The sequence below is a fragment of the Ilumatobacter coccineus YM16-304 genome (genome assembly GCF_000348785.1).
Lineage (GTDB): Bacteria > Actinomycetota > Acidimicrobiia > Acidimicrobiales > Ilumatobacteraceae > Ilumatobacter_A > Ilumatobacter_A coccineus.
The window spans coordinates 3,425,177-3,437,658 of record NC_020520.1; the positions used below are offsets into that span (position 1 = coordinate 3,425,177).

General features: G+C 65.5%; 12 protein-coding genes. 3 read left to right on the forward strand and 9 right to left on the reverse strand.

The genetic code is table 11. The features are described from left to right. Positions 1–12: 12 nt before the first annotated feature. Together YM304_RS15405 and YM304_RS15410 are read left to right on the forward strand one after the other, a co-directional pair. On the forward strand, positions 13–297 hold the full coding sequence (locus tag YM304_RS15405) for a hypothetical protein (protein ID WP_015442631.1): 285 nt from the start codon (positions 13–15) through the stop codon (positions 295–297). A 104-nt stretch (positions 298–401) separates the two neighbouring features. Continuing rightward, entirely contained in the window at positions 402–734 is a 333-nt protein-coding gene (locus tag YM304_RS15410) for a hypothetical protein (protein WP_162142001.1), read from the forward strand. Positions 735–806: 72 nt separating this feature from the next. Here YM304_RS15410 and YM304_RS15415 read toward each other — a convergent pair whose 3' ends face one another. The 6 genes from YM304_RS15415 to YM304_RS15440 form a co-directional block, all read right to left on the reverse strand. Beyond that, positions 807–1,634, reverse strand: coding sequence for an enoyl-CoA hydratase-related protein (locus YM304_RS15415; protein WP_015442633.1), 828 nt, complete (start codon positions 1,632–1,634; stop codon positions 807–809). 150 nt (positions 1,635–1,784) lie between these two features. Continuing rightward, the gene (locus tag YM304_RS15420) at positions 1,785–3,293 is read right to left on the reverse strand and encodes an ABC transporter substrate-binding protein (RefSeq protein WP_015442634.1); all 1,509 of its coding nucleotides are present in this window, start codon (positions 3,291–3,293) and stop codon (positions 1,785–1,787) included. Between the two features lie 89 nt (positions 3,294–3,382). Then, the gene (locus tag YM304_RS15425) at positions 3,383–4,624 is read right to left on the reverse strand and encodes a branched-chain amino acid ABC transporter permease (RefSeq protein WP_015442635.1); all 1,242 of its coding nucleotides are present in this window, start codon (positions 4,622–4,624) and stop codon (positions 3,383–3,385) included. A gap of 8 nt (positions 4,625–4,632) precedes the next feature. After that, positions 4,633–5,523 carry a branched-chain amino acid ABC transporter permease gene (locus tag YM304_RS15430; RefSeq protein ID WP_015442636.1) on the reverse strand — a complete coding sequence of 297 codons (891 nt, stop codon included), beginning with the start codon at positions 5,521–5,523 and terminating at the stop codon, positions 4,633–4,635. Positions 5,524–5,529: 6 nt separating this feature from the next. Further along, positions 5,530–6,282 carry an ABC transporter ATP-binding protein gene (locus YM304_RS15435; protein WP_015442637.1) on the reverse strand — a complete coding sequence of 251 codons (753 nt, stop codon included), beginning with the start codon at positions 6,280–6,282 and terminating at the stop codon, positions 5,530–5,532. Next, positions 6,279–7,055, reverse strand: coding sequence for an ABC transporter ATP-binding protein (locus YM304_RS15440; RefSeq protein ID WP_015442638.1), 777 nt, complete (start codon positions 7,053–7,055; stop codon positions 6,279–6,281). The genes YM304_RS15435 and YM304_RS15440 overlap by 4 nt, the downstream gene beginning before the upstream one ends. Before the next feature lie 232 nt (positions 7,056–7,287). On the opposite strand from YM304_RS15440, the gene YM304_RS15445 reads away from it, so the two are divergent. Next, complete coding sequence (locus YM304_RS15445; RefSeq protein ID WP_015442639.1) at positions 7,288–8,922, forward strand: neutral zinc metallopeptidase; 1,635 nt, start codon at positions 7,288–7,290, stop codon at positions 8,920–8,922. 371 nt (positions 8,923–9,293) lie between these two features. Here YM304_RS15445 and YM304_RS15450 read toward each other — a convergent pair whose 3' ends face one another. The 3 genes from YM304_RS15450 to YM304_RS15460 all read right to left on the reverse strand — a co-directional run bounded on the left by YM304_RS15450 (position 9,294) and on the right by YM304_RS15460 (position 12,455). Then, positions 9,294–10,235, reverse strand: a complete 942-nt coding sequence (locus YM304_RS15450; RefSeq protein ID WP_015442640.1) for an alpha/beta fold hydrolase — start codon at positions 10,233–10,235, stop codon at positions 9,294–9,296. A gap of 30 nt (positions 10,236–10,265) precedes the next feature. Beyond that, a complete protein-coding gene (locus YM304_RS15455; RefSeq protein ID WP_015442641.1) occupies positions 10,266–11,489 on the reverse strand; it encodes a L,D-transpeptidase family protein in 1,224 nt (407 codons plus the stop codon). Positions 11,490–11,597: 108 nt separating this feature from the next. Further along, positions 11,598–12,455, reverse strand: a complete 858-nt coding sequence (locus tag YM304_RS15460) for a glycosyltransferase family 2 protein (RefSeq protein WP_197536888.1) — start codon at positions 12,453–12,455, stop codon at positions 11,598–11,600. Positions 12,456–12,482 lie beyond the last annotated feature (27 nt).

Genomic DNA, 12,482 nt, shown 5'->3' on the forward strand with positions numbered 1-12,482 from the left:
ACTCTCGGGAAGATGCGCCGTCTCCTCCTCGCCGTGCCCGCCGCTCTTCTCGTCGCCGCGTGCACGACCGACGCCTCCGACTTCAAGGGCCAGACGGAGGACTTCATCAACGACGACAGCGACGTCGAAGCGCTCTTCGACGGTGCCGACATCTCCGACGCGTCGTGCACCTCGCCCGACAGCACCGACGTCGGCAGCGAGTACACGTGCACCGCCGAAGCCGAGGGGATCGGCACGATCCGGTTCGATGCCGTGATCGACGCCGAGAACTCGTTCTCGGTCACCCCGGCGCTCTGAGCCACGTCGACGTGACGTTCGTCGCGCGCGCGTAATTACCGGCGTCGGATCGCCCGCGTCTGCCAAGGTGTCGCCCGAAACGAACCTCACAAGGAGACATGGACATGAAGAAGTTTGCAGCAGTGCTGGCCGTCGGAGCACTCACGTTCACCGCCTGCGGCGGCAGCGACGGTGACGGTGACGGTGGCGGCAGCAGCGACAAGGACAAGATCGCGGCGAGCATGCTCGAGAGCGGCGACATGCCCGAAGGCATCGACGAGAGCTGCGTCCGCGGCAAGATCAACGATCTGTCCGACAGCGACGCGAAGCTCATCGCCGACAACATCGACTCGCCCGACATGCCCGAAGGCCTGAGCGAAGAAGGCCAGGGGCTGATCATCGGGATGCTCGACTGCATCGACTTCTCCGATCTGGATCTCGGCGACCTCGACGAGTGACCAGTCGCTGAACGCGTCGACGAGGCCCGCTTCACCAACCGGTGGAGCGGGCCTCGTCGCGTCACGGCACGTCTAGTCCGACTTCGTGCGGTAGTCGCCGAAGTCGTCGTCGCGAGCGGTCAGTGCGCTGGTGACCCCTTCGGCGAACTTGCGGTGGTACTCGATCGAGCTCGGCTGGTGGAAGCCGATCGCGTTGATGTCGGCGGTCGCCCGCATGCCGTTGCGCATGCCCATCGACTCCATCGCACGATGCACCACGCGCTTGTTCAATGCCTGCAGATCGGCGGGCACCTTGACGATCCGTTCGGCGACGGCGAGCACCTCGGCATCGAGCTCGGCCGCAGCAAACGCTCGGTTGGCGAAGCCGGCCTCGACCGCCTCGGCACCCGACATCGAGTCGCCGGTCAACATCGCTTCCATGGCGCGGCGCATGCCCATCAACCAGACGTGCCAGCCCATGTCGGGGCTCGACATCGAGCGGACCGGTGGGTACCCGATCTCCGCGTCGTCGGCGACGTACACGAGATCGCACGCCGTGGCCAGCTCGGTGCCGCCGGCGAGGCAGTAGCCGTGCACTTGGGCGACCAGGGGAATCGAAAGGTCCATCATCTCGAACCAGCCCTGCAACACGTGCCGAGCCCATCCACCGTCGGCCGGACTGATCGTCCACGGCGGACGTTCGCCCGGATCCTGCGCCAGGTCGTACCCGGCGGAGAAGCATGATCCTGCACCGCGAATGATGACCGCTCCCACGTCGGGCGAGCGATCGGCCGAGCGCAGCGCATCGAACAGCTCGGTGCGCAGCCCATGCGACAACGCATTGCGCTTGGTCGGCCGGTTGAGCGTCAAGCGGCGAACGCGCGGGGCGGGATCATCGATGAGGACGAGGGGTTCAGCCATGAGGTCGAACGTACTCAGAGCGCTGCAGCCGATCGGTACGCAGCGAACGCACGCGTCGGCTCGGCGTGGAAAACGCAACCGGCCGGCAGCTCCGAAGAGCTGCCGGCCGGCACGATTCAGTGCTCGACGAATCGAGCGATGTTCAGGTGATCAGCCTCCGAACGAACCGCTGGTTCCTTCGAAGTCCTGGAATTCGCCGCGGGACTCGAATGCGAGCGTCCCGTCGTTGACCACGACTTCCTGCAGCTGAGCGGCTTCGGTCCAGTAGGCGTCGTTGACACCGTCGAGCTGGAGCGTGCCACCGAGCAGCAGGTCGTTGGTGTAGCTGCCGTTCCAGACCGCAGCCATCAGGTTCACTCGGTTGAGGCCACCCGGCATGGCAGCGGCGTCGCGGACGACGTCGGCCACCATCTGGCCGTAGAGCACACCCGTGGAGTACGAGCCGTCAGCACAGCTGACGTCGCCGTACTCGGCGAGGATTTCTTCGGTCTGCTGGATTGCGGGATCGTCGGCGTACGCCGGGTCACCACACACCTTGTTCGAGTTGGCCAGGTACGGGCCGGCGCCGTCGGCGCTCAGCGTTGCCGCTGCGTCGATGACCGGCTCGAAGAACGACGACAGGTTGTTGCACGTGTACGACATGTACGTACGCGGGCGCCATTCGGAGCTGGCGAGCGCCACCGTGGTCTGCGAGCAGAACTTGGCGGTCGTGCCGGCGAAGAATGCCTGTGCATCGGAGTCGATGAGCGTCGTCATCTCGTTGGTGACGTCGGCGGCTGCCGGGTCGTGGAGCTGTTCCGACACGACCTCGAGGCCAGCACACTGCTCGGAGTTGTTGAGCGTGTTCTGGTACGTCGTACCGAAGTCGTTGTTCATGAACAGACCGGCGACGGTTGCGCCTTCACCGAACTCGTCCTTCACCGCCGTGCACCAGATGTTGGTCTCGGTGGCGTAGTTCAGGATGTTGCCGACCGTCCACGGGAAGTTCGCCGGGTCGCCCCAGTTGGGGAAGCCCGACGAGTTGAAGAGCTGCGGGATGCAGGCTTCCTGCGTGATCGGACGGATCGCGAAGTTCACCGGCGTGCCGATGTTGTGCACGAAGGCGAAGATGTCGTCGCCGTCGATCATCTCTTCGACGTTGGCCACGGCGCGGCCTGCTTCGTAGCCGTCGTCACGAGCGACGAGCACGAGGTCCTTGCCGTCGATCGGGTCGGTGGCGTTGATGTAGTCGAAGTACATCTGCATGCCTTCGCCGATCGCACCGAATGCGGCGAGCGCACCCGACTGCGGGAGCGTCTGACCGATACGGATCTCGTCGCCGTCGACACCCTGAGTTGCTTCCCAGTCGTCGGGGCACTCGTCGAGGTCGAGCGTGGTTCCCGCTGCGATCTCGACGGCGCCTTCGAGTGCGAGCGCTTCGCCGGAAGGAGCTTCTTCCTCCGCCGGAGCGTCTTCCTCGGCCGGTGCGTCTTCTTCAGCCGGTGCGTCTTCCTCGGCCGGTGCGTCTTCTTCGGCTGGTGCGTCTTCTTCGGCCGGTGCTTCGGCCTCGGTCGTTGCTGGTTCGTCGGCGTCGCCACCGTCGTCGTCGCTGCCACATGCAGCGAAGATCAGGCCGGCGGCCATGATCGTCGCCACGCTGCGCGTAGTACGTGATCGCATATTGCTCCCCTTGTGTTGTTGTTGCTGAGTGTTCAGCTCTTGAACCGACGGCAGCACCGTCGGAGATGTGTGTGGATCCGGGCGTTGGTTCACGCGTCGCCGGACGGATCGCTGGGTGTGACCGTAGTCTCATCCGGCGGCGGCGTGCCAGCACCCGCTGTCGAACCTGCCAGCGCCGGCATCTTCGGAAGGATCCGAACGAACTTGGCCTTGATCTGACGGACACCGGAAATGATGCCGCCAGGCAGGAAGAACGTCAGCACGATCAGCATCGCGCCCATGATCAGCGGACCGGTCGGACCCTGCAGCCAGCGCTCGGGAATCCCGGGCAGATTCTGGGTGTCGGAGGCCCACGCCGGGATGAAGGCGATGACGAGCCCGCCGACGACGGCACCCGACAGCGTGCCGACGCCGCCGACCACCATGCCGACGATGAAGAAGATCGAGATCAACTGCGTGAAGTCACCGGGCGAGGCGATGCCGAGTTCGGCGACATAGACCATGCCGCCCACACCGCCGAGCGCCGACGCCACACCGAACGACATCGTCTTGTAGAACGACAGGTTGATGCCGGTGACCGCTGCGCTGGTCTCGTTGTCACGCACGGCCCGCAGTGCTCGGCCCGGACGGCTCTTGACGAGGTTGCCCACCATCTTGAAGCAGATGAACGCCAAGACCACCATGACGAAGAACGTCCAGATGCGCTGTTCTTCCTTGCCCGACAGGTCGCCGTCGCCGAAGAACTTGCCGATCAGCGGGATCTTCTGCATGCCCGTGGCGGCACCGTCGAGCGGCAACCAATCGGGCGGCACCAGATCGGAATCGGTGAGCTTGCCGGCGGCACCGGCGGTCTGATCTTCGAGCACCTTGAGCTGCACGATCGACGGGAACACGGCCGCCAGGCCCAGCGTGACGAGTGCGAGGTAGAGGCCTCGGATTCGCAGCGCCGGGATGCCGAATGCCATACCGAGCAGGAAGCACACCGGGATCACGACGAGCAGCGACGTGAACCATGCCCAGTTGTGGTCGGCGACCAACCACGACGAGAGATAGGCGCCGGTGCCGAAGAAGAATCCCTGTCCGAGCGAGAGTTGGCCGGTGAATCCGGCCACGACCTGCAGCCCGAGAATGGCGATCATGAACGAGATCGCCTTGGTGACGCGTGGCAGGCCGATCGCGTACTTGTTGTCGAGGAGGGTGATCTGCCCGGTGTCGTTGAACGCGAACGCCACGATCACCAGCAGGAGGATGAAGAGCCCCCAGCCGAGCCACTTGTAGTTGGCATAGCCGGCCGTGCCCTGGGTGAATTCGAAACGAGGTGAATTTGCCATGTCGACTCCTAGACCCTCTCCACCTGCGGCGTGCCGAACAGGCCAGACGGTTTGAAGAGCAAGACGAGCATCAACACCACCACCGCAGCACCGAGGCTGAGTTCGTTCGGGATCCGCAGGTACGGCACGGCGATGCTCTGGACCAGGCCGATGGCCAGGCCACCGATGATCGAACCGCCGAGGCTGTCGAGCCCACCGAGTGCCGCTGCCGACACGGCGAAGATGAGACCCGACACCATCACGCTCGGTTCGAGCTGACGGATCGGGGCAGCCACGAAGACGCAGACGCCGAGCGTGCCGACAGCCGCCGCGATCGCCCAGCCGAACTGGAGCGTCGGGCCGACCTTGATGCCGACGAGTTCACTCGACTCGAGGTTCGACGACACGGCGCGGAACGCCAGGCCGATCTTGGTCTTGTTGAGCAGCAGCGTGAGGCCACCGGCGACCACGGCGACCGTGATCAGCGTGAACACCGTGTACCACGAGAGGCTGGCGTTGCCGATCGAGAACACGCTGCCCGACGGGAACAGTTCGGGGAACCGCTGCGGGTCGAAGCGCCAGACGATGCCGGCGATCGCGTTGATCATCAGGAACAAGCCCAACGTGATGATGACCAGTGGCAGGTGGTCGGCCGGGTCGAACGGACGGATCAACGTCCGTTCGATGCCAGCGGCCGCAACTGCGCTGATCAACATGCCGAGGATGACGGCACCCCACATCGGGATGCCCTGCTGCGTGGCGAGCACCCAGACGATGAATCCGCCGAACATGGCGAACTCGCCCTGGGCGAAGTTGATGAGTGTGGTCGCCTTGAAGATCATGACGAGTGCCATTGCGATCAAGGCGTAGGTGGATCCGTTCGACAGTCCGTCGAAGATGCGTGCGAGAAAGAGTTCCATCTGTCGTCAGACTCCCAGGTAGGCCTTGCGGATTTTGTCGTCGTGCATGAGTTCCTGTGCCGGCCCGTCGAACGAGATCTGACCCGACTCGATCACGTAGCCCCGGTCGGCGACCGCCAGCGCGAGCTGGGCGTTCTGTTCGACGACGAGCATGGTCATGCCCGTCTCCTTGTTGATCTCCGCGAAGCGGTTGAAGAGGTCCTGCACGATGAGCGGTGCGAGTCCGAGCGACGGCTCGTCGAGCAGCAGCAGTTCCGGGCGCGACATCAGCGCTCGAGACACGGCGAGCATCTGCTGCTCACCACCCGACAGGCTGCCCGCACGCTGGTTGCGGCGCTCACGGAGCACCGGGTACACGTCGAACCAGCGATCCATGTCGGCTTCGACCTCGTCGTCGTCACGGATGTACGCCCCGACCCGGAGGTTGTCTTCGACCGACAGTTCGTTGAGCGTGCCACGACCCTGCGGGACGTGGGCGACACCCTTGCGGACGATGTCGGGGGCCTTGATGCCACCGATCTCCTCGCCCTTGAACTTGACGCTGCCCTCGACCGGGATCATGCCCGACACCGCTCGCAGCGTGGTGGTCTTGCCGGCGCCGTTGGCTCCGAGGATGACCACGATCTCGCCGGTCTCGACGTGGAAGTCGAAACCGTGGAGGACCTGGATCTGGCCGTAGCCGCCCCGCAGGCCCGTGACCTCGAGCACCCGGTCGCCCGGCGTGGATGCTGCGGTCGATGGTGTGGTGTTGTCGCTCATGATGCGGGTGCTCCCAGGTAGGCCTCGATGACGGCCGGGTTCTCTTGCACCTCGGACGGCAGGCCCTGTGCGATCTTCTTGCCGAAGTCGAGCACCACCACCTTCTCCGAGATGCTCATGACCAGTCCCATGTGGTGCTCGACCAAGAGGATCGTGAGGTCGTAGTCGGTGCGGATCTTCTGGATGACCAGCGACAGTTCGTCGACCTCGCTGTGGGTCAGCCCGGTCGCCGGCTCGTCGAGCATGAGCAGCTTCGGGTTGCCCATGAGGGCCCGGGCCAGCTCGATGCGCTTCAGCGTGCCGTACGGCAGTCCGGCGCACTGCTGGAAGGCGACGCCGGCCAGGTCGAGGTCGGCGAGAATCGTGAAGGCCTGCGAAGCGAGTTCGGCTTCTTCCTTCTTGCGGCCGATGTTGAGCATCGACGAGAAGAAGTTGCCCTTCGAACGCACGTGTGCACCCGCCATCACGTTCTCGATCACGCTCATGCGGTCCCAGAGCGCCAGGTTCTGGAAGGTGCGGAAGATGCCGACCTGCGAAATCAGGTGCGGAGCGACGTCGCTCGATCCGCCGACCAGGTCGCCGCCGTTGAATCGGATCGAACCGGTCGTCGGATCGTAGATCCGGCTGATCACGTTGAACATCGTGGTCTTACCGGCGCCGTTCGGCCCGATGAGACCGCAGATGGATCCTTCTTCGATGTCGAACGTGACGTCGCTCAGCGCGACGATTCCTCCGAAGCGCACCGAGATGTCATTCACCTCGAGTAGTGCCATAGATCCCCCTGTGATCTGCCGTCATGTGCAAGGTGTGTCGGACGACACCTCTGAGGTCGGCAACGTAGCACGACAGCCTCGTTGCCACTTCAATCCGTTCGAGATCTGCGACCAACAATCTCGGTCAACTCGCGGACCAATGGTGAGAGGAACCACAAAGTTTCGCGAAAGGAGTGTTCGCGTAGTAAGGCCCGCGTGTCGGCAGGGTTCGACGCTGCCTAGAGTCGTCGTCGTGGGCAAACGACTCGCACTCATCGCCTCGGCAACCCTCGTCCTCGCAGCGTGCGGCGCCCCCGCCTCGCTCGTCAGCAGCGAACGATCCGACGAGATCCGCCCGACGGCGTTGAACGACGACCCCTTCGAACCGACGACCCCGACCGAGGTCGAGGTCGATGTCACCACCGATCCGGACGATCCCGACACGGCCCAGACCGACCCGTCGACGACCACGGTCACCGAACCCATCGTGGTCGATCCCGACGCCATCGACTTCGGCGCCGACAAGCCCGAGCGTTCGTACGACGATTTCCTGCTCGCCGCCGTCAGCGACATCGACGCGTGGTTCACCGAGGAGTTCCCCGACGCGTTCGGCATCGCCTGGGAGCCGCTCGAGGGTTCGGTCTACGCCGGATACCCCGAACGGACCGACGCGCTCCCCGGCTGCGGCGAGGCGGTCACCCGATACGAAGACCTCCAGCAGTTCGTGGCGTTCTACTGCCCGGTCGGCGACTTCATCGTCTACGACGACGGCGACGAACCGATCCGCTTCGCCGACGGCACCACGCTCGACCCGATCCTCTTCTCACTCGCAGCCGAGTTCGGGCCCGCCACCATCGGCATCGTGCTCGCCCACGAATACGGACACGCCGTGCAACAGCGAACCGGCGCCCTCGACCGCAACCTGGCGACCGTCACCACCGAGCAACAAGCCGACTGCATCGCCGGCGCCTGGGCCGGACGCGCCGCCAGCGGCCTGGCACCGGGCGTGCCCTTCACCGATGCCGACATCCGCGCCGGTCTCATCTCGATGATCACCGTCCAAGATCCCGTCGGCACCGACCCCACCGCCCCCGGCGGACACGGATCCGGCTTCGACCGCGTCGGAGCGTTCCAGGTCGGCTTCCGCGACGGCCTCGCACGATGCGCCGAACTCATCGACGATCCCCTGCCGATCACGCCGTTGCAGTTCCTCGGCGAACAGGACTTCCAGAGCGGCGGCAACGCCACGTTCGGTTTCGACGAAGCCAACGCCGAACTCTTCAGCTTCCTCGTGCCCGACCTCAACCTGCTCTACGACAACGACCTCGACGTTGCGTTCCCCAACTTCGAACAACTCGAACTCGTCCCCACCCAGACCGAGGCCGAGGTCGTGTGCGCCAACCCGGTCGGCGTGTACGACGACGGCATCGTCCTGTGCCTCGAGTCGAACACCGCCTTCCTCAACGAACCTGTCGCCCGACAGCTCTACGACGACTTCGGCGACTTCGGCCCCGGCTACATCCTCGGCATCGCCTGGGCCGAAGCAGCCCAGATCTCGGCAAACTCGACCGCCACCGGCGAAGAACGCCAACTGCGCAACGACTGCCTCACCGGCAACTGGGTTCGCACCGTCATCCCCGAACTCGACGCCAACGGCAACCTGGTCATCGTCACCGACCCGACAACCGGCGAGAACCGCATCCTGCTCCCCGAGCCGCGCGACCCCGGCCGCACCGCGTCGATCTCACCCAACGACCTCACCGAAGCGATCCAGACCGCCATCCTCATCGGCGACCTCTCCCAAGACGAGAACATCAACGGCAGCGCCTTCGAGAAGATCGACGCCTTCCGCCAAGGCATCCTCAACGGCATCACCGCCTGCACGTAATACCTCGTTCGGCCTCACCGCAACCCGCCTGCACCCACGCACGATCGGCCGAACGCCAGCCGTAACGATTGGTTCGGCCTCACCGCGACCCGCCTGCACCCACGCACGATCGGCCGAACGCCAGCCTTGCTCGCTGGCGCTCACTGCGGCGGCACCCATCAACGGCTCGCGACGACATCTGGCCTGGGTAGAAATCACCCTCAACGGACTTCGCGACGACATCTGGCCTGGGCAGAAATCACCCCCAACGACCCTCGCGACCACATCTGGCCAGGGCAAAAATCACCCCCAACGGCCCTCGCGTGCCGTTTTGCTCCTGGGATCCGTCATCCGTGATTGATCTGCGGGGTAAAACCGGGGAGTCAGGGTCCTCAGAGGGTCGGGAGGAGGTCGGTCAGGATCTGTGTGAGTTCGACGGGGCGATCGCCCTGGATGCTGTGGCCGGCACCGTCGACGACGCGGATGTCGATGTCCGGCTGACGGCGGCGAGCCTCGGCGACGTCGTCGTCGTCGACCACCGGCGACACCGAACCGCGGATCAGCGTCAACGGGCACGACACCGACTCGAAGTCGTCCCACATCGGCGTCGTGCCGGCGTCGACCACGGGTGCGTCGCCCGACGCCTCGTCGGGACGCGACCTGGCATGGCTCGAACGGTCGTAGCGCCACTGCCACGAACCGTCGGGCGACTGCTTGGCGTTGTGCAGGATCCCGCGACGCAACGACGACTCCGAGCGCGTCGGATTGTGCTCGATGGTCCGGGCGAGCAGATCGTCGAAGCTGGCAAACTCCTGCGGCCCGTCGACGAAGTCGATGACCGCCTTCGCCTTCTGCTGATTGACGCCCGGCGTGATGTCGACCATCACGAGCGCCGGGACGAGGTGCGGATGGCGCGCCGCCAACTCCATCGCTGTGAGCCCACCCAGCGACATGCCGACGACGAGGCTGACATCAGGAGCGAGTGCAGCGACCACTCCCGCGATGTCGTCGGCCAGATTGACCGGGCTGTACGCGCCATCGGCCCGCCAGTCGGAGTGCCCGTGTCCGGGCAGATCGACGGCCAACGCCGGTCGGCCGAGCGCCAGCGCGACCGTGTCCCAGGTGTGAGCATTCTGCGCGCCGCCGTGGACGAACACGACCTCGGGTGACCCGCTCCCCCAACGCAGCACGCTGATCGACCGGCCCGGATCGTGCTCGACGTCGACCGCGACTCGTTCGACCGGCGGCACCTCGGCGACGTCGAGGTCGAACTCGGCGATGTTCTCGTCGAACAGCCCGAACTCGTCGTACTCGATCATCTGCGGTTCGCTCATGGTGCGAACCTACCCAACCCCGCGCGGGCGTCAGCTGCTCGGAGGAACCGTGGTGGTGGTCGACGGCGGCTTGGTCGTGGTGGGTGCCGGGGCCACCGTGGTGGTGGTGGCCGGCGCGACCGTCGTGGTGGCGGCCGGCACCGTGGAGGTGGTGGCGGGGGCTTGCGTGGTGGCCGGCGCTTGCGTCGTGGCCGGGGCCTCGGTGGTGGCCGGCACCTCGGTGGTGGTGGTCGTGGTCTCGGGCGTGGTCGACGTGGTGGTGGCCGCCCACTCCTTGTCGATCCAGTTGAACGTCGGCGTGCTCTCGCGCTCGCTCTGCTCTTCGGGCTCCTTCACGCCATCCCACACGTAGACCATGTCGCCGATGCTGGCGAGGCTCTGCAACGTCTCGGAGATGCCGAGCGGAATGCGGATGCAGCCGTGCGACGCAGGCTGCAACGGCACGTTCTGTGCGCCGTGGATGGCGATGCCGTAGTTGAAGTACATCGGGTTCCACATGCTGCCGAGTGCGCTGTCGCGGATGCCCTCGACCTGGCGGTAGAACTCGAAGACGCCGCCGGGCGTGTTGGAGATGCCGCACTCGCCCCGGACGATGGCTTCTTCACCATCACGGTTGCCGTATTCACCCGGGCTGATCGTGACCTCCTCGCACCACTGCTCGCCGGTACCGCTCGACATGTGGGTGATCATCACCGGCGTGTCGTCGTGGAACACGGCGAGGACCTGCTCGGGCAGGTAGACCTCGGTGTGGTTGGTGCTGGGGGCGTTGGGCCGACGCGGCTGGATGACGAACGGATCTTGCATCCGGTCCCACATCTCGGGGGTGACCTTGCCGGTCGGCGCGTTGCTCGGCACGTCGAGCACGAGCTTCTCGTAGGCCCACACCGACTTGATCGTCTGATCGCCGTAGATCCCGTCGATCGGACCCGGCACGAACCCGAGGTCGGTCAACCGCTCCTGCACCTGTCGGACGTCGTCGCCCGCGAGACCCTTGGTGAGGGTCCGGTCGATCGTGGTCTTCTGCACCGGTGCGGTCGTTTCGATCGTGGCGGTGACTTCGGGGATCGAGTCGGGCACCTCGAGCGCCGGCGCTGCCGTGTCGATCACGATGGTGGGTTCGGCAGCCGCATCGCCGCCGCTTCCACCGCCGAGTGCGGCTCCGGCGATCGCGACGGTCGCCAGCAACGCCGCGGCTGCGCCCGCGGGAAGCCACTGGGCAGCTTTGCTCTTGGGACGGCGGGACGGTTGGTTCACGTGCAATCGGTCTTCTTCTGGCGATCAGCGGATCGCCGAGTCATCGCAGAAGACGTTATCGAACGCACCGATGGCGCAGACCTCGCGCGCCCGGTGTTTCGCCGGGTTTCACACCAATTTCTCGATTCCGTCGAGATCGCTGCGCAGTTCGCGCATCTCTCGCAGAATCGTGAGGATCACACCCGGCGAACTCAGCGTCGACTCGCCCCTGGTGCGAGGGAAGTAGTCGACCCCGAACTGCAGCATCTCGAAGCCGAGCCGGGTCGCGCGGATGACCAGTTCGGCATCGATGAACGAGCCTTCGCTACGCAACTCCACGTGGTCGAACAACCGCGCTCGGCACAGCTTGAACGCGAAGTTGATGTCGCGTGCCTTGACGCCGAACATCGTGCGGATCAGCAGGTTGTACCAGAACGTGTAGACGGTGCGGAGGTAGCCCTCGCCGGTGCGGTCGAGGCGGTAGGCACTGACGAGATCGACGTCGTAGTCACGCATGAGCCGCACCGCTCGAGGCAGTTCGGCCATGTCGAACGGCAGATCGGCGTCGGTGTAGAGGATGAGGTCGCCCGTTGCCGCGGCGAAGCCGGTCTTGATCGCTCCGCCGAGCTTGCGGTTCTGCGGGTGGTGCACCACGCGGACGTGCGGGTCGTCGGCCGCGCAACGGTCGGCGATCTCACCGGTGCGGTCGGTCGATGCGTCGTTGACGACGATGAGTTCGTAGTCGCCGATGTCGCCGCGCTCGATCAGCCGATTGCAGGCCCGATGCCCGGCGGCGAGCGCCCGTTCGATGTACGCCTCCTCGTTCCACATCGGGTAGAAGATCGACAACTTCTCGAACGGTGGCACGGGCGATCGCGACAGCTCCGACCCACTCGGCGAGACGGCGACCACACCGCCGTCGCCGGAGCGAGGGTGCGCCTCGACGATGGATCCGTCGTCGGGCACGGAGTGATTTTCGCTCGCCACGGGGCCGAACCGTACCGCGTGGTTGCC